The sequence below is a fragment of the Enterobacter sp. SM3 genome (assembly GCF_009811935.2).
In the GTDB taxonomy this organism is placed as follows: Bacteria; Pseudomonadota; Gammaproteobacteria; order Enterobacterales; family Enterobacteriaceae; genus Enterobacter; species Enterobacter asburiae_D.
Window position 1 is genome coordinate 4,500,807 of record NZ_CP099971.1, and the last position, 17,334, is coordinate 4,518,140.

A 17,334-nucleotide genomic window follows, 5' to 3' on the forward strand; every position below is an offset into this window, starting at 1 on the left:
TCAGTAACTTCGCCTCGTTACATCAAGCGTTGATAGAGATCGCGGTATGACTGCGCCGCGACATGCCAGCTAAAGTCCATGGACATCGCCTGACGCTGAACGTAACGCCAGAGCGATGGACGGGACCACAAGACGAAAGCACGCCGAATCGCCCGAAGCAGCGACCAGGCATTACTGTCCTCAAAGACAAACCCGCTGGCGATACCGTCCGCCAGGTTTTCCAGAGAGCTATCGGATACGGTATCCGCCAGCCCGCCCGTGCGGCGTACCAGCGGCAGCGTGCCGTATTTCAGGCCGTAAAGCTGCGTCAGGCCGCAGGGTTCGAAACGGCTCGGCACCAGGATGACGTCCGCGCCGCCCATGATGCGGTGCGAGAACGCTTCGTGGTAGCCAATCTGCACGCCCACCTGCCCCGGATGTTCCGCCGCGGCGGCAAGGAAACCTTCCTGCAGCACCGGGTCGCCCGCGCCGAGCAGCGCCAGCTGCCCGCCCTGCTCCAGTAAACCGGGCAGCGCCTCCAGCACCAGATCCAGCCCTTTCTGGCTGGTCAGGCGGCTCACCACCGCGAACAGCGGCACCTTGTCGTTAACCTTCAGGCCCATCGCAATCTGCAGCTGGCGTTTGTTTTCCGCTTTGTCTTCCACGGAATCACGGCCATAGCGCGCCGCCAGCAGGAGATCGGTTTCCGGGCTCCAGATCTGTTCATCCACGCCGTTCAGAATGCCCGACAGGCGGCCTTCGCGATGGCGCTGCTGCAGCAACCCTTCCAGACCGTAGCCAAACTCCGGCTGGGTGATCTCACGCGCGTAGGTTGGGCTCACCGCCGTGATGTGATCGGCGTAGTACAGCCCGGCTTTCAGGAACGAGATCTGCCCGTTAAACTCCAGTCCGTGCATGTTATAGAACGATAATGGCAGATCGATTTCACTCATGTGATGGGCGTAGTACATCCCCTGATACGCCAGGTTATGCACGGTAAAGACCGATTTGGCCGGATGGCCGCGCGCCGCGAGATACGCCGGGGCAAGCCCGGCGTGCCAGTCGTGCGCGTGCACCACATCCGGGCGCCAGAACGGATCGAGCCCCGTAGCCATTTCTGCGCCGACCCAGCCGAGCAGCGCAAAGCGCAGCACGTTGTCGGTGTAGGCGAACAGGTTCGTATCGTGATACGGGCTGCCCGGTCGATCGTATAAGTGCGGCGCGTCGATCAGGTAAATCCCTACGCCATTGTAATGTCCAAACAGCAGGGTGATGCGTCCGGCGAAGGTCTCACGGCGGGTCACCACTTTTGCATCAGGTATACCGCGCCGGATATCCGGAAAGGCGGGCAGCAGGACTCGGGTATCCACGCCTCCGGCGATTTGCGCCGCCGGTAATGCGCCCAGAACATCTGCCAGACCGCCCGTTTTTAACAACGGGAACATCTCAGAACATACGTGTAAAACCTGCATCATCGCTCCTGTTTGATCTGCAGCTTCCGCAACATTTCCCGTGTGACTAACACGATCCCCTCTTCCGAACGATAGAAACGACGTGCGTCTTCTTCCGCGTTTTCACCAATCACCATCCCTTCGGGAATGACGCAGGCACGATCGATAACGCAGCGACGCAGACGACACGAGCGCCCTACCCAGACATCAGGCAGTAAGACTGCCGAATCGATATTACAGAATGAATTTATCCGCACGCGGGGGAACAGCACCGACTGCACCACCACCGAGCCTGAAATAATGCACCCGCCGGACACCAGCGAGTTCAGCGTCATACCGTGGCTGCCGGAGCGGTCCTGCACGAATTTCGCCGGCGGCAGCGATTCCATATGGGTACGAATCGGCCAGTTCTGGTCGTACATATCCAGCTCAGGCGTGACCGACGCCAGGTCGAGGTTCGCTTTCCAGTACGCTTCCAGGGTTCCCACATCGCGCCAGTAGGGTTCCGCATTCGGGTCGGACTGCACGCAGGACAGCGGGAAAGGATGTGCATACGCCATGCCAGCTTTCGTGATTTTCGGAATGATGTCTTTACCGAAGTCGTGGCTGGAGTTTTCGTCTTTGTCGTCTTCTTCCAGCAGCTCATAAAGATAATCTGCATCAAAGACATAGATCCCCATGCTGGCGAGTGATTTGGTGTCATCGCCCGGCATGGTTGGCGGGTTCGCCGGTTTTTCAACAAAGTCGATAATTTTGTCGTCGGCATCCACGTGCATCACGCCAAACGCCGTCGCTTCAGCAACGGGCACGGGCAGACACGCCACGGTGCAGCGCGCCCCTTTTTCGACGTGGTCGATGAGCATGTGGGAGTAATCTTGCTTGTAGATGTGGTCCCCGGCGAGGATCACGATGTATTCCGCGCTGTAGCGACGAATGATGTCGAGGTTCTGCGTCACCGCATCCGCCGTCCCGCGGTACCAGTTCTCGCCGTGGACGCGCTGCTGAGCGGGAAGGAGATCGACAAACTCGTTCATCTCTTCGCTGAAGAATGACCAGCCGCGCTGGATATGCTGAACCAGCGTGTGCGACTGATACTGCGTTATGACGCCAATACGGCGAATGCCCGAATTCAGGCAGTTGGAGAGCGCAAAGTCGATGATGCGGAACTTACCACCAAAGTGAACAGCCGGTTTGGCGCGCTTGATGGTCAAATCTTTCAGACGGGTACCACGCCCACCCGCAAGTATCAGGGCAACCGTTTTTAATGGTAGCTGGCGTGCCAACATTAAGGGATCGTTCTTCTCTAATCTAACCATGACTAACTCCTTTTTTATCATCTTTGGAATACGCACACTCCGTGCGCAGGCCCGTGCCAGACAGCCATTACTACCGGATTATCCGCTCCGGCAAAGGGGGGAACAGCTCGCCATTCCCCTTCAGGTAAAACAATCTCTGCGACGTCATCCGTCGCGTTCAGCGTGACCAGCCATTTATCCGAGAGCAGGATTTGCAGGCGTGGTACGCCGTGTTGCCACTCTTGCGCGCTTAACGGTTGCGCGTCTTGATTCAACCAGCGAACGTTGCCGTCACCCTCTTCCCACCAGCGGTCGGCGGTCAGCGCGGGGATCTGCTGGCGAAGATGGATCAGCGCAGCGGTAAAATGAATCAGCCCGCTGTTGGCTTCACCCCAGTCGAGCCAGGTTAACGTGTTGTCCTGGCAATACGCATTGTTGTTACCGTGCTGGCTGTGGCCGTGCTCATCGCCTGCCAGCAGCATCGGCGTGCCCTGCGACAATAAAAGCGTTGTCAGCAGCGCATGTACGCTGGCGCGTCGCCGCTCGATAACGTCAAGGCTTCCGCCTAACCCTTCTATACCATGATTAAAGCTATGGTTATTGTTAGTGCCATCGCGATTCTCTTCGCCGTTTGCCTCATTGTGTTTCTGATTGAAACAAACGCAGTCCCTGAGCGTAAAACCGTCGTGCGCCGTCAACAGATTGACGGTAGCCGACGGGCGTTTGCCGTCGCGCTTAAAGAGATCGCTTGAAGCGGCAAAGCGTCCGGCGAACTCCCCCAGCGACAAATTCCGTTCCAGCCAGAAGCGGCGCGCGGCATCGCGGTAGTGATCGTTCCACTCGGCAAACAGCGGCGGGAAATTCCCGACCTGATAACCGCCTTCCCCGATGTCCCACGGCTCGGCAATGAGCTTCACCTGCGAGAGCACCGGACAGTTTTTTATCGCCTCAAACAGCGGCGCCTGCTGGCTGAACGCCGGCGTGCGGCCCATCACGGGCGCCAGGTCAAAACGAAAACCGTCGACGTGGAACGTTTCTACCCAGTATTTCAGGCATTCATAAGCAAAATGCGTGACCGCCGGATGGCTGAGGTTGAGCGTGTTACCGCAGCCGGTCCAGTTCTCATAATCGCCATCCTGCCTGATCCAATAATAGCTACGGTTATCAATTCCGCGCATGGAGAGCGTCGGACCGTCGAGATCGCTTTCGGCACTGTGGTTCAGCACGACGTCCAGAATGACCTCAATGCCCGCCGTATGAAGCGCCTTCACCGCATCGCGAAACTCGTCCCGCGCCTTTTCCGGATGGGCGGCATAGCGTGGCTCAAGCGCGAACATCGCCAGCGGGTTGTAGCCCCAGTAGTTGCTTAGCCCCAGCCGCTGCAGGCGCGGCTCGCTGGCAAAATGGGCGACGGGCAGCAGTTCCAGCGCGGTGATGCCGAGGTGTTTCAGGTAGGCGATCATGGTGGGATGCCCGAGCGCCTTATAGGTGCCGCGCATCTCTTTGGGGATTGACGGGTGCAGGTAGGTCAGCCCTTTGACGTGGGCTTCATAAATGACGGTATTGCCCCACGGCGTCTGCGGCGGGGCATCGTCTTCCCAGTCATAAAGATCGTTCACCACCACGCTTTTTGGCGCGACGGGCGCGCTGTCGCGGTGGTCGGGCTCGCCGTAGCCCACGTGGAAGAGCGGGTCATCTTTAAATTCACCGTCCACGCGGTGCGCGCACGGGTCGATCAACAGCTTCGCCGGGTTAAACCAGTGGCCCTGCGCCGGATCCCACGGACCGTGTACACGAAAGCCGTAGTGCATGCCTGGCCGTCCTCCGGCCAGGTAGCCGTGCCAGGTATCCCCCGTGCGCTCAGGTAAATCGTAACGGTGCTCGTTACCTTCCCCATCAAACACGCACAGTTCTACCCGCTCAGCGTGAGCGGAAAAGAGGGTGAAATTGACCCCCTTTCCGTCAAAACGCGCGCCGAGCGGTTCGGGTTTACCTGCCGTAAGCTGCGTCATTCGCCCTCCCGCATCAGCCAGATGGTGCCAAGCGGCGGCAGCGTCAGGCTCAGGGAGTTGGGTCGTCCGTGGCTTTCGATGGCGTCGCTCTGTACCAGCCCGCCGTTACCGGCGTTACTGCCGTGGTAGTGCATTGAGTCGGTATTCAGGATCTCGCGCCATTTGCCCGGCTGGTTAATGCCGAAGCGGTAGTGTTCGCGCGGCACCGGCGTGAAGTTGCTGGCGACGACGATCTCGTTACCCGCTTTGTCACGACGCACAAAGACAAACACCGAGCGCTCGTGGTCGTCCACCACCAGCCACTCAAAGCCGTACGGATCGAAGTCGAGCTCGTGCAGCGCTTTGTGGTGGCGGTAGGTCAGGTTCAGGTCGCGCACCAGGCGCTGCACCCCGTGGTGCCAGTTGTCACCGCCTTCGAGCAGATGCCAGTCGAGGCTGGCGTCGTGGTTCCACTCGCGACCCTGAGCGAACTCATTGCCCATAAACAGCAGTTTCTTGCCCGGGAAGGCAAACATCCAGCCGTAGTAGGCGCGCAGGTTGGCAAACTTCTGCCACGCGTCGCCCGGCATGCGGTCGAGAATGGATTTTTTGCCGTGCACCACTTCATCGTGCGACAGCGGCAGCATGAAGTTTTCGGTGTAGTTGTAGAGCATCCCGAACGTCAGCTTGTCGTGATGGTACTTACGGTGGACCGGATCCAGCTTCATGTAGTCGAGCGTGTCGTGCATCCAGCCCAGGTTCCACTTATACCAGAACCCCAGGCCGCCTAATGACGGCGGACGGGAGACGCCCGCAAAGTCGGTCGACTCTTCCGCCATGGTCACGGCACCGTCCACCTGCTCGCCGATAATGCGGTTGGTATTGCGCAGGAATTCAATCGCTTCCAGGTTTTCACGGCCGCCAAACTCGTTTGGGATCCACTCGCCCTCTTTGCGGCTGTAGTCCCGGTAGATCATCGACGCCACCGCATCGACGCGCAGGGCATCAATACCAAACCGCTCGATCCAGTACAGGGCATTCCCGACCAGGTAGTTTGCGACTTCACGGCGACCGTAGTTGTAGATCAGCGTATTCCAGTCCTGGTGATAGCCTTCGCGCGGGTCGCTGTGCTCGTACAGCTTCGTGCCGTCAAACTCTGCCAGCGCAAAGTCATCCGACGGGAAATGGCCCGGCACCCAGTCGAGGATGACGTTCAGCCCGGCGGCGTGCGCGGCGTCAATGAAATAGCGGAAGTCATCGCGCGTGCCGAAGCGGCGCGTTGGCGCATACAGCCCGGTGGGCTGATAGCCCCAGCTGCCGTCGAACGGATGCTCGTTGACCGGCAGCAGCTCAAGGTGGGTAAAGCCCATCCATTTGGCATACGGCACCAGCTGGTCGGCAAGCTCACGGTAGCTCAGCCAGAAGTTGTTATCGGTGTGGCGACGCCAGGAGCCAAGATGTACCTCATAGACGGAGATGGGTGCATCAAAGCGGTTGGCCTGTTTACGCTCCTCCGTCTGGACGACCTTCTCAGGCAGGCCGCAAATCAGCGACGCGGTATCCGGGCGCATCTGCGCTTCGAAGGCATACGGGTCGGCTTTAATGCGCAGCTTGCCGTTGGCGTCGATCATCTCGAATTTATAAAGCTGCCCGGGGTGCGCGCCGGGGATAAACAGCTCCCAGATGCCGGTTTCCCGTCGCAGGCGCATCGGGTGGCGGCGGCCGTCCCAGTAGTTGAACTGGCCGACAACGGAGACGCGCTGGGCGTTAGGCGCCCACACGGAGAACCGCGTGCCGGTAATGCCGTCCATGGTATCGGCATGGGCACCCAGCGTTTCATAAGGGCGAAGGTGCGTTCCTTCGGAGAGCAGCCAGGCATCCATCTCTTTAAGCAGAGGGCCAAAGCTGTAAGGATCGTCAATCAGGTTTTGCTGACCGTGCCAGAGAACGGCGAGCTGATAGCGAAAAGGGTTTTTACGACGGGGCATTACGCCCGAGAAGAAGCCACGGGAATCGAGGCATTCAAGATTACCCACCTTGCGGCCGGTTTTGGGTTCAATCACCCAGACTTCTGTGGCATCCGGTAACAGTGCCCGAACTTCAAGGCCATTCTCAGTTTGATGCATCCCAAGCACAGAAAAGGGGTCAGCAAAATGACCCGCAATAAGCGCATTAATCACGTCTCTATCCACACGATCGGACATGGTATTCATCCTGTTTTTTATGTCGTCCTTTTTAAGCGCTCCGGGACGACTTTTAATGTGACCTGAACGGGACAGCACAAAAATGTGCATCCATTCTGCTCCGTTCGAACCTCAGGTAAGAAATGACTCTTCCTTAAAGCATAGCCAACGCTCTAGATGACTCCTGATAAAAAATAAGACATACGCGTGTTACTCCATGTAGTACGCAAAAAAAAGGGGTGAAAATCACCCCCGGTATTTAACAAATTATTACGCCAGCTGGCGCAGCATGCGGCGCAGCGGCTCGGCGGCGCCCCACAGGAGCTGGTCGCCAACGGTGAACGCGGAGAGATACTCCGGCCCCATGTTCAGCTTGCGCAGACGGCCAACCGGCGTGGTCAGCGTGCCGGTAACGGCAGCCGGCGTCAGTTCGCGCATGGTGATATCGCGATCGTTTGGCACCACTTTCGCCCACGGGTTGTGCGCGGCCAGCAGCTCTTCCACGGTCGGAATAGACACATCTTTTTTCAGTTTAATGGTGAAGGCCTGGCTGTGGCAGCGCAGCGCGCCGATACGCACGCACAGGCCGTCAACCGGAATGGTGTTCGCGGTCGCGAGGATTTTGTTGGTCTCAGCCTGGCCCTTCCACTCTTCGCGGGTCTGGCCGTTATCCAGCTGTTTGTCGATCCACGGGATCAGGCCACCGGCCAGCGGTACGCCGAAGTTGTCTACCGGCAGTTCGCCGCTGCGGGTCAGCTGGGTGACCTTACGCTCGATATCCAGAATCGCAGACGCCGGGTTTGCCAGCTCGGTCGCAACGCTCTGGTGCAGCTGGCCCATCTGGGTCAGCAGCTCGCGCATGTGACGCGCGCCGCCGCCGGACGCGGCCTGGTAGGTCGCCACGGAGACCCACTCCACCAGATCCTGCGCGAACAGGCCGCCGAGGGACATCAGCATCAGGCTGACGGTGCAGTTGCCGCCAACAAAGGTTTTCACACCGTTGTTCAGGCCGTCGGTGATGACGCCCTGGTTAACCGGGTCAAGAATGATGATGGCATCGTCTTTCATACGCAGCGAAGAGGCCGCGTCAATCCAGTAGCCCTGCCAGCCGCTTTCACGCAGCTTTGGATAGATTTCGTTGGTATAATCGCCGCCCTGGCACGTCACAATAATGTCGAGTGCCTTCAGCGCTTCCAGATCGTAAGCATCCTGCAACGTGCCTGTGGTACCACCAAAGGACGGAGCAGCCTGGCCGAGCTGGGAAGTGGAGAAGAAGACCGGGCGGATAGCGTCGAAATCGCGCTCTTCAACCATGCGTTGCATGAGTACAGAGCCGACCATACCGCGCCAGCCGATAAAACCAACGTTTTTCATAGCATTTTTTTCCTGCTGAGGGTGTGTGCTGTTTGTGCAAGCCAGTATTGAACTGGGATATGCTTCACATTACAAAATGCTGCCAAAGTCGCAAGCGAAATTAATCGATGATTGCCCGGCAATCAGAAATACAGCTAATTATCATAATAACCATAGAGAATTTCAGGGATAATTTACATGAGTGAAATCATTTCCGCAGCGGTTTTATTGATTCTGATAATGGATCCACTGGGTAACCTGCCGATCTTCATGTCGGTGCTGAAGCACACCGAGCCGAAGCGCCGCCGGGCGATCATGATCCGCGAGCTGCTCATCGCCCTGCTGGTGATGTTTATCTTCCTGTTTGCGGGTGAAAAAATTCTCGCGTTCCTGAACCTGCGCGCCGAAACCGTTTCGATTTCCGGCGGGATTATTCTGTTCCTGATTGCCATTAAGATGATTTTCCCGAGCGCGGAAGGCAGCAGCAGCGGCCTGCCTGCGGGTGAAGAGCCGTTTATTGTGCCGCTGGCGATTCCCCTCGTCGCCGGGCCAACCATTCTGGCCACGCTGATGCTGCTGTCGCATCAGTATCCGAACCAGATGAGCCATCTGGTGATTGCCCTGCTGATCGCCTGGGGCGGGACGTTTATTATCCTGCTGCAGTCGTCCCTGTTCCTGCGCCTGCTGGGTGAGAAAGGTGTAAACGCGCTGGAACGCCTGATGGGGCTGATTCTGGTAATGATGGCGACGCAGATGTTCCTGGACGGGATCAGGGCGTGGATGAAAGGATGACTTTCTCCCTCTCCCTGTGGGAGAGGGCCGGGGTGAGGGCGTCAGGCCGCAGAGGACGGATTTTTGCCGGGTGGCGGCTTCGCCTTACCCGGCCTACAACTAACGCACTGGGGCCTTATTTTGGTGAAAGGCTGACTTTCTCCCTCTCCCCGTGGGAGAGGGTCGGGGTGAGGGCGTCAGGCCGCAGAGGACAGCCCATCTAACCCTTACGAATCAAATACCGGTACGGCAGCGCCTCGGTCTGCTGTGCCACCAGCTCATGTTCCATAAAGGTACAAAAGCCGGGAATATCGCGGGTCGTGGCCGGGTCATCGGCAATAATCAGCAGCGTTTCACCGGTCTGCATGTTGCGCACGGTTTTGCGTACCATCATTACCGGCTCCGGGCAGCGAAGGCCCTGGGCATCAAGAGTGTGGTCTGGGCTGGAAAACAGGTCGGTCATGGTCTTCTCGGTCTGGTAAAAACGGCTGTAGTTTACGCCCGGTTGCGATCAATGCAAACCAGGTTAACGATTGCGTAAAAACTAACCATTGCAATGTCCTGCCAAAGCAGTATCATGCTGCGGTTTTTATTGGGTTCCCTCACCCCAACGTATAAAAAGGTCACAATATGACGTCGTTTTCTGAATCACAGCGCGTAAAAGCGTTGTTCTGGCTTTCGCTTTTCCATTTGCTGGTGATCACCTCCAGCAACTATCTGGTACAGCTCCCGATCTCCATCTTTGGTTTTCATACCACCTGGGGCGCGTTCAGCTTCCCGTTTATTTTCCTCGCGACCGATTTGACCGTGCGTATCTTTGGCGCACCGCTGGCTCGCCGCATTATTTTTTCGGTCATGCTCCCGGCGCTGTTCATCTCGTACGTGATTTCCTCTCTGTTTTATATGGGAAGCTGGCAGGGCTTTGAGGCGTTAACCCACTTCAACCTGTTTGTTGCCCGTATCGCAGCGGCAAGCTTTATGGCCTACGCGCTGGGGCAGATCCTCGACGTGCATGTGTTTAACCGCCTGCGTCAGAATCATCGCTGGTGGATGGCGCCAACCGCCTCCACGCTGTTCGGGAACGTGAGCGATACGCTGGCCTTCTTCTTCATCGCCTTCTGGCGCAGCCCGGATGCGTTCATGGCTGAACACTGGATGGAAATCGCGCTGGTGGACTACTGCTTCAAGGTCCTCATCAGCATTGTCTTCTTCCTGCCAATGTACGGCGTGCTGCTCAATATGCTGCTGAAAAGGCTGGCAGATAAATCTGAAATCACGGCATTGCAGGCTGGTTAAGGGTTCGCTTTATCAGTTGTGATAAGATGAGCGAATGAGCCGTTATGGCCGTTTATCGAAAGGAAGAAGTCAATGCGCAATCTGGTTAAATATGTCGGGATTGGCCTGCTGGTTGTGGGTCTTGCAGCCTGTGATAACAGCGACACGAAAACGCCTGCTCAGGGCGCATCCGCAGAGAGCAACGCGACCGGCCAGCCGGTGAATCTGATGGATGGCAAACTTAGTTTCTCTCTGCCAGCCGATATGACTGACCAGAGCGGCAAGCTGGGCACCCAGGCGAACAACATGCACGTGTACTCCGACGCAACCGGGCAGAAAGCGGTCATTGTGATTGTGGGCGACGACACCAGCGAAGATCTGGCCGTTCTGTCCAAACGTCTGGAAGATCAGCAGCGCGGCCGCGATCCGCAGCTGCAGGTCGTGACCAATAAATCCATCGAGCTGAAAGGCCACACGCTGCAACAGCTCGACAGCATCATCTCTGCAAAAGGCCAGACCGCCTACTCTTCTGTGGTGCTGGGCAAGGTCGATAACAAACTGCTGACCCTGCAGATCACCCTGCCAGCGGAAGATCAGCAGAAAGCGCAGACGGCTGCTGAAAACATCATTAACACCATCGTGATCCAGTAACGCGTCACGACGATGACGTGGCCTCCGGTGCCTGCACCGGGGGCCATTTTTTTAGCCGCCACGTCAGCAGCAGCGCAATCACCACCAGGCCCGCCGCGGCAAGATAGATCACCGGAACCCCTGCCCAGGCCATCACCAGCCCCGCCAGCGGGCCGGTAACGCCTAAAGACATATCCATAAACACCGTATAGGTCGCCAGCGCCGCCCCCTGATTCTGCTGCGGCACGGCTTTTACCGCCACCACGCCCAGCGCCGGGAAGACCAGGGAAAAGCCTGCCCCCGCGAGGAACACGCCCACTTTCGCGACCCAGGGCACCATCGCTATTCCGGTCAGCAGCAACCCGACAATCTCTATCGCAAAGCAGATCATCGCCACGTTCAGCCCGCCCAGACGGTTGATGCCGTTAGGGAAAAGCAGGCGGGCGCCAACAAACGCACAGCTGAACAGGGTTAACGCAAAGGCCGCGCCGTCCCAACCTTTGGCGTCGTAGAACAGAGTAATGAAGGTCGCTATCACGCCGAAGCCGGTGGTCGCCAGCGCCAGGGCCATGCCGTACGGCCAGACGCGCCCCAGCACCGCCCGAAACGGCAGCGGCTTGCCTTTGCTGGCCTTCACTTTCGGGCGCGGCAGCGCAAAGAGGATCGCCAGCAGCGCGACCGCCATAATGGTGATGGCCAGCCCATGCAGCCCGCCCAGCGCATAGCAGGCCACGCCGAGCGGCGCACCGAGCGCCATCGCACCGTAGGTGACAATCCCGTTCCAGGAGATCACCCGGCCAATGTGCGGCGCGCCTACCACACCCACGCCCCACAGCGTCGAGCCGGTTCCCGCCAGACTTTGCCCGATGCCCAGAATGACGCGGCCCAGGCAGAGCAGCGCCAGGCTGACCAGCGGCCAGTGGCTGGTTGCGGCAGCCATCAGATAGCTCAGGCCACTGAGGAAACAGCCGCACAGTCCCACCACCACGATGCTTTTTGGACCGAACGTGTCCGCGTAGCGCCCGGCATGCGGGCGGCTGAGGAGCGTGGCGAAATATTGCAGGCTAATCACCAGCCCCGCCCAGAAAGCGCTGAAGCCCATCACGTCATGGACATAGCCCGGCAGGACCGCCAGCGGCAGCCCAATGGTCAGATAGCTGGCAAAGTTGAAAATCACAACGGAAACGATGCGCAGATTGAGGCGCAGTCCGCTCAGTGCCGGTTCAGCGGCAGGTTCGGGCATGGGGTTCTACCTGGGTTTTTTACAACAGTGTTTCACTATTACCACGGCGCAATAAGAAAATCAGCCCCGACTTTCAGATTAACGGCCCCAGACGAAGCGGAGCCCGGGCACTACACTTACCGGGTCATCATATTAAGGAACACGCATGATCGCTAACCCGTCCGACAAAGCAGGACTCCACATCTTATTAAAACTCGCCTGTCTGGTGGTTATCCTTGCGGGTATCCATGCTGCCGCCGACATTATTGTTCAGCTCCTGCTGGCGCTCTTTTTTGCCATTGTGCTTAATCCTCTGGTCACCTGGTTTTTACGCCGGGGCGTCAGCCGTCCGGTAGCCATCACCATCGTCGTCATCGTGATGCTGATTGCCCTGACGGCGCTCTTCGGCGTGCTGGCGGCATCGCTGAGCGAATTCTCCACCATGCTGCCGCAGTACAACAAAGAGCTGACGCGTAAGATTGTCGCGCTGCAGGAGATGGTGCCCTTTCTTAATCTGCATATCTCACCCGAACGGATGCTGCGCAGGATGGACTCAGAGAAGGTCATGACCTACGCCACCACCTTGATGACGGGGCTTTCCGGCGCGATGGCCAGCATTCTGCTGCTGGTCATGACGGTGGTGTTCATGCTGTTCGAAGTCCGCCACGTCCCCTATAAGCTGCGCTTTGCACTGAACAATCCACAAATTCACATTGCGGGATTACACCGCGCACTGAAGGGTGTCTCCAAATACCTGGCGCTGAAAACGCTCCTGAGCGTCTGGACCGGGGTCATAGTCTGGCTGGGGCTGATGCTGATGGACGTGCAGTTCGCGCTGATGTGGGGCGTGCTGGCCTTTCTGCTGAACTACGTGCCCAATATTGGCGCGGTGCTTTCCGCCGTGCCGCCGATGATTCAGGCGTTTCTGTTTAACGGCTTCTACGAATGTATGCTGGTCGGCGCGCTGTTCCTCATCGTGCATATGGTGCTGGGCAATATTCTTGAGCCGCGCATGATGGGGCACCGGCTGGGCATGTCGACGCTGGTAGTGTTTTTATCCTTACTGGTGTGGGGATGGCTGCTGGGCCCGGTCGGCATGTTGCTGTCGGTCCCCCTGACCAGCGTATGTAAAATCTGGATGGAAACCACCAAAGGCGGCAGCAAGCTGGCGATCCTGCTCGGGCCGGGGAGGCCGAAAAGCCGGCTACCCGGGTAACCGACCTACCTGTACAGGTAGGTTTAAACCGTCAGTAATACGCCGTAAATTACCGCGACCTTAATCCGTCGCGGTATTTTTATTTGCGTTAAGGCGATATTCGCCCTGTCTTTATTTACGCCGCACGCATTATGTTGATACGCAATTCATGATTTAACACAAATTATAAAAAATGAAATTGTTATTTATTTTCCATGGTATTATGCCCGTCTTCGCCTCAACGTAATGCAAACATTAATATTGATTAAAAAGACATCTGGCGCTAACTAAAGCCGGGTGAATATTATTTGTAAAAAACACTACCTTTAATTGTTATTATTGATATGGAGTTGTTGATGAAAAAGATCGTTAAATGGTGTGCTGCTGCCGTATTCGTTGGCGCACTGGCAGGCTGTGCGCGTACCGCCCCAATCGCTCAGGTTCACTCTATTGTCAGCGCGGGTCATACTGCCGATCAGGTAAAAACGGCAATTTTGAAAGCAGGCCAAAAGCGTGACTGGATCATGACGGAAGCAGGTCCAGGAGTGATTAAGGGACGTCTGCAGTCACGCGATCACTCGGTCCAGGTGAGTATTCCGTACACGGCAACAAGCTATTCAATCAACTATGAAAACAGCCTTAACCTGAAAGCGGCAGACGGTAAAATTCACAAAAATTATAACCGCTGGGTGAATAACCTCGACCACGATATTCAGCTGAACCTCTCCGCTGGCGCCGCGCTGTAATATTTTTCTAAAGTCGGGCCGCGTATGGCCCGATAACCTCTCTTTATTGCCCTAAAAGGTTACGCAGTAATGTACGAAAAGGACACACTTAGCGCACTGGATGCCATTACCGAAGCGCAGCGCATCGCCTTTGCCCCGATGTTATTCCAGACTGCGCTTTGTCTGCGTAACTCAGGCGTTCTCGCCTGGCTCGATAAACAAGGTAAACAGGGTGCCAGCCTCGAGGAAATAACCGAACACAGCACGCTCGGCGGCTATGGCGTCAGCGTACTGCTGGATATGGGATTAAGCGGTCGAATCGTTACCCAACAGAATGGACGTTATTTTCTGGCGAAAGTGGGCCATTTTTTACTGCACGACGAAATGACCCGCGTAAATATGGATTTCACTCAGGACGTTTGTTACCAGGGGCTATTTCACCTGGCGGACGCCCTGCAGGAAGAAAAGCCAGCCGGATTAGCCGTGTTTGGCAACTGGCCAACCATCTACCCGGCCTTATCCCAATTACCGGCTCCGGCGAAAGAGAGCTGGTTCGCCTTCGATCATTACTATTCTGACGCTGCTTTTGACGCTGCGTTGCCATATATATTCGCAAGCTCGCCGACAAAATTGTACGATGTGGGCGGAAATACGGGTAAATGGTCGTTACGCTGCTGCCGCTATGACGAAAATGTTGCCGTGACGATCCTCGATCTGCCGCAGCAGATAGCGCTGGCGCAGGAAAACATCGCAAAAGCAGGTTTTTCTCATCGTATTGCATTCCATGCTGTCGATATGCTTAGCCCAGCAGCATTGCCGGGTGACGCCGACGTCTGGTGGATGAGCCAGTTCCTGGATTGTTTCTCTCCGGATCAGATTGTCGCCATGCTGACGCGCGTCGCACAGGTCATGAAGCCAGGCGCACGTTTGTGCATCATGGAGCTTTTCTGGGATGCCCAGAAATTTGAAGCGGCCTCTTTCAGCCTGAATGCCACCTCGCTCTATTTCACCTGTATGGCGAATGGTAATAGCCGGTTTTACAGCGTAGAGAAGTTTTATCGCTATCTGGAGAGCGCAGGTTTCAGCGTTGAACAGCGGCTGGACAACCTTGGGGTCGGTCATACCCTGCTGATATGCACCAAACGTGAACAATAGAGCAGCTTAGCTGCCCGGGTGGCCCAGCCTGCCCTTTGAATACGGTTTTTTTCGCGGACGCGCGTAGATGAAATTTTCACTGAACATTATCGACTGGCAGGCGAGAGCGCCAGGACTCAGCGATGCCACAGAGTGGCAGGCGTGGTCGTGCCTGCAGCTGGCCGTTGACCCAGCGGCCCCGCTTCCCCGGCTGACCGCTCTACCCATGATGACCGCGCGCCGCCTCAATTCAGGCAGTAAGCTGGCGGTGGACATTGGTCTTGCCATGCTGCAAAACCACGCCATTGATGCCGTCGTCTATGCCAGCCGTCACGGCGAGCTGGAGCGCAACTACCGTATTCTGCATGCTCTGGCGACCGGGCAGTCCGTTTCCCCCACCGACTTCGCCATGTCCGTGCACAATTCCGCGGTGGGCAATCTCACGATTACCGCACGCCAGCCCATCGTCTCGTCATCCATTTCTGCCGGGCTGGACACCTTCCAGCAGGCCTTATGCGAAGTGCTGAGCCTGCTGCATGCGGGCTACTCCCGCGTCCTGCTGGTCGATTTTGACGGCGCGCTGCCGGAGTTTTACCATCCGGCGTTACCGCCGCAGATGCCCACCTGGCCGTACGCGCTGGCGCTGGTGATTGAATCCGGCAACGGATTGCAGTGCGAAACCCGCAGCGGCAGCACGGGTGAAGAACCCGCCCTGCCGCAAAGCCTGATGTTCCTGCAACGCTATCTCAGCGAGGAACGTCAGTTTGTCGTGCCGGGCGAACGTTTGCTGTGGCAATGGACGCACGCATGAACCGCCTGGCCGCCCGTATCAACTGGCTATGGCGTCTGGCGATGACCGGCTTCTGCTTCGCGCTGTTTGGCGTGGGCGGGCTGCTGCTGTCGCTGGTCTGGTTCAACCTGCTGCTGATCGTCCAGCGCGACCGAGCCAGCCGTCGTCGCCTGGCGCGTCGCAGCATTGCGGCCAGCTTCCGCTTCTTCCTGACCGTGGCGCGCAGCCTCGGAGTACTGGACTATCGCATTCACAATCTTGACGCGCTGCGCAGCGATCGGGGTTGTCTGGTGGTGGCTAACCACCCCACGTTAATTGACTACGTGATTCTGGCGTCGGTGATGCCGGAAACCGACTGTCTGGTGAAGAGCGCGCTGCTGCGCAACCCGTTTGTCAGCGGCGTTATCCGCGCGGCGGATTACCTGATTAACAGCGAAGCCGAGCCCCTGCTCGCGGCCAGCCAGCAGCGTCTGGCTCAGGGCGACACGCTGTTAATCTTCCCGGAAGGCACGCGTACCCGGTTTGGCGAGGCTATCTCCCTCCAGCGCGGCGCGGCAAATATCGCCGTGCGCTGTAACAGCGATCTGCGGGTGGTGCTGATCCACTGCAGCCAACACCTGCTGGATAAAAAAAGTCGCTGGTATGATGTACCGCCAGAAAAACCTGTCTTCACCGTGGATGTCCGCGACCGCGTGAACATCGACGAATTTTACGATGCAAACGAACAAGAACCGGCGCTGGCGGCAAGGCAGTTAAACCGGCATCTACAGCATCGATTAACATCAGGCCTTCAATCTTTGTCAGGAATTAATGATGCAAGCGCTTTATCTTGAAATTAAGAATCTCATTATCACCACGCTGAATCTGGACGAGCTTACCGCAGAGGACATTGACACCGATGCCGCGCTGTTTGGCGACGGGCTGGGTCTCGACTCTATCGACGCGCTGGAACTGGGTCTGGCCGTGAAAAACCAGTATGGCGTGGTGCTTTCCGCCGAAAGCGAAGAGATGCGCCAGCACTTCTTTTCCGTCGCCACGCTGGCGTCCTTTATTAACGCTCAACGCGCCTGAGATGTGATCACGATGACCGAACAAGAAACCATTTATCAGGAAGTCTGTGGTCTTCTGACCAAGCTTTTTGAAATCGACCCGCAGGATATTTCGCCCGAAGCCCGTCTTTACGAAGACCTGGAGCTGGACAGCATTGATGCGGTGGACATGATTGTTCATCTGCAGAAAAAAACGGGCAAGAAAATCAAGCCGGAAACCTTTAAATCGGTTCGTACCGTTCAGGATGTGGTTGACGCCGTCGAACAGCTTCTGCGCGAAGAGTAAGACAC

17 protein-coding genes are annotated in these 17,334 nt (G+C 57.2%); 10 read left to right on the forward strand and 7 right to left on the reverse strand.

What is annotated here, in order from left to right; all coding sequences use genetic code 11:
* Positions 1-17: 17 nt before the first annotated feature.
* The 5 genes from glgA to asd all read right to left on the reverse strand — a co-directional run bounded on the left by glgA (position 18) and on the right by asd (position 8,273).
* A complete protein-coding gene (glgA, locus tag GVO84_RS21180; protein ID WP_063144255.1) occupies positions 18-1,451 on the reverse strand; it encodes a glycogen synthase GlgA in 1,434 nt (477 codons plus the stop codon).
* Positions 1,451-2,746 (reverse strand): glucose-1-phosphate adenylyltransferase, encoded by a 1,296-nt coding sequence (gene glgC / locus GVO84_RS21185; RefSeq protein WP_023333724.1) that lies wholly within the window; start codon positions 2,744-2,746, stop codon positions 1,451-1,453. The genes glgA and glgC overlap by 1 nt, the downstream gene beginning before the upstream one ends.
* A 17-nt stretch (positions 2,747-2,763) precedes the next feature.
* On the reverse strand, positions 2,764-4,737 hold the full coding sequence (gene glgX, locus GVO84_RS21190) for a glycogen debranching protein GlgX (protein WP_032662237.1): 1,974 nt from the start codon (positions 4,735-4,737) through the stop codon (positions 2,764-2,766).
* Positions 4,734-6,920 carry a 1,4-alpha-glucan branching enzyme gene (gene glgB / locus GVO84_RS21195; RefSeq protein WP_159515065.1) on the reverse strand — a complete coding sequence of 729 codons (2,187 nt, stop codon included), beginning with the start codon at positions 6,918-6,920 and terminating at the stop codon, positions 4,734-4,736. The genes glgX and glgB overlap by 4 nt, the downstream gene beginning before the upstream one ends.
* 249 nt (positions 6,921-7,169) lie before the next feature.
* Positions 7,170-8,273 (reverse strand): aspartate-semialdehyde dehydrogenase, encoded by a 1,104-nt coding sequence (asd, locus tag GVO84_RS21200; RefSeq protein ID WP_033146834.1) that lies wholly within the window; start codon positions 8,271-8,273, stop codon positions 7,170-7,172.
* Positions 8,274-8,450: 177 nt separating this feature from the next.
* Here asd and yhgN point away from each other — a divergent pair, with 177 nt between their 5' ends.
* Complete coding sequence (yhgN, locus tag GVO84_RS21205; RefSeq protein ID WP_003861574.1) at positions 8,451-9,044, forward strand: NAAT family transporter YhgN; 594 nt, start codon at positions 8,451-8,453, stop codon at positions 9,042-9,044.
* A gap of 199 nt (positions 9,045-9,243) precedes the next feature.
* Here the strand turns inward: yhgN and tusA are convergent, their stop codons facing one another.
* Positions 9,244-9,486, reverse strand: a complete 243-nt coding sequence (tusA, locus tag GVO84_RS21210; protein ID WP_008503071.1) for a sulfurtransferase TusA — start codon at positions 9,484-9,486, stop codon at positions 9,244-9,246.
* Between the two features lie 167 nt (positions 9,487-9,653).
* On the opposite strand from tusA, the gene GVO84_RS21215 reads away from it, so the two are divergent.
* The gene (locus tag GVO84_RS21215; RefSeq protein WP_032648297.1) at positions 9,654-10,319 is read left to right on the forward strand and encodes a 7-cyano-7-deazaguanine/7-aminomethyl-7-deazaguanine transporter; all 666 of its coding nucleotides are present in this window, start codon (positions 9,654-9,656) and stop codon (positions 10,317-10,319) included.
* 72 nt (positions 10,320-10,391) lie between these two features.
* On the forward strand, positions 10,392-10,949 hold the full coding sequence (locus tag GVO84_RS21220; protein WP_023309515.1) for a DcrB family lipoprotein: 558 nt from the start codon (positions 10,392-10,394) through the stop codon (positions 10,947-10,949).
* A gap of 4 nt (positions 10,950-10,953) precedes the next feature.
* Here GVO84_RS21220 and GVO84_RS21225 read toward each other — a convergent pair whose 3' ends face one another.
* Positions 10,954-12,171, reverse strand: coding sequence for an MFS transporter (locus GVO84_RS21225; protein WP_159515066.1), 1,218 nt, complete (start codon positions 12,169-12,171; stop codon positions 10,954-10,956).
* 145 nt (positions 12,172-12,316) lie between these two features.
* Here GVO84_RS21225 and GVO84_RS21230 point away from each other — a divergent pair, with 145 nt between their 5' ends.
* The 7 genes from GVO84_RS21230 to GVO84_RS21260 all read left to right on the forward strand — a co-directional run bounded on the left by GVO84_RS21230 (position 12,317) and on the right by GVO84_RS21260 (position 17,329).
* The gene (locus tag GVO84_RS21230; RefSeq protein WP_159515067.1) at positions 12,317-13,366 is read left to right on the forward strand and encodes an AI-2E family transporter; all 1,050 of its coding nucleotides are present in this window, start codon (positions 12,317-12,319) and stop codon (positions 13,364-13,366) included.
* Positions 13,367-13,701: 335 nt separating this feature from the next.
* A complete protein-coding gene (locus tag GVO84_RS21235; RefSeq protein ID WP_121426138.1) occupies positions 13,702-14,091 on the forward strand; it encodes a hypothetical protein in 390 nt (129 codons plus the stop codon).
* Positions 14,092-14,160: 69 nt separating this feature from the next.
* Positions 14,161-15,225, forward strand: coding sequence for a class I SAM-dependent methyltransferase (locus GVO84_RS21240; protein WP_159515068.1), 1,065 nt, complete (start codon positions 14,161-14,163; stop codon positions 15,223-15,225).
* 67 nt (positions 15,226-15,292) lie between these two features.
* On the forward strand, positions 15,293-16,015 hold the full coding sequence (locus GVO84_RS21245; protein WP_159515069.1) for a beta-ketoacyl synthase chain length factor: 723 nt from the start codon (positions 15,293-15,295) through the stop codon (positions 16,013-16,015).
* Entirely contained in the window at positions 16,012-16,827 is an 816-nt protein-coding gene (locus GVO84_RS21250; RefSeq protein ID WP_159515070.1) for a lysophospholipid acyltransferase family protein, read from the forward strand. The genes GVO84_RS21245 and GVO84_RS21250 overlap by 4 nt, the downstream gene beginning before the upstream one ends.
* A complete protein-coding gene (locus GVO84_RS21255; protein ID WP_008503081.1) occupies positions 16,808-17,065 on the forward strand; it encodes a phosphopantetheine-binding protein in 258 nt (85 codons plus the stop codon). The genes GVO84_RS21250 and GVO84_RS21255 overlap by 20 nt, the downstream gene beginning before the upstream one ends.
* Positions 17,066-17,077: 12 nt before the next feature.
* Positions 17,078-17,329 (forward strand): acyl carrier protein, encoded by a 252-nt coding sequence (locus GVO84_RS21260; RefSeq protein ID WP_121426142.1) that lies wholly within the window; start codon positions 17,078-17,080, stop codon positions 17,327-17,329.
* The last annotated feature ends 5 nt before the right edge of the window (positions 17,330-17,334 follow it).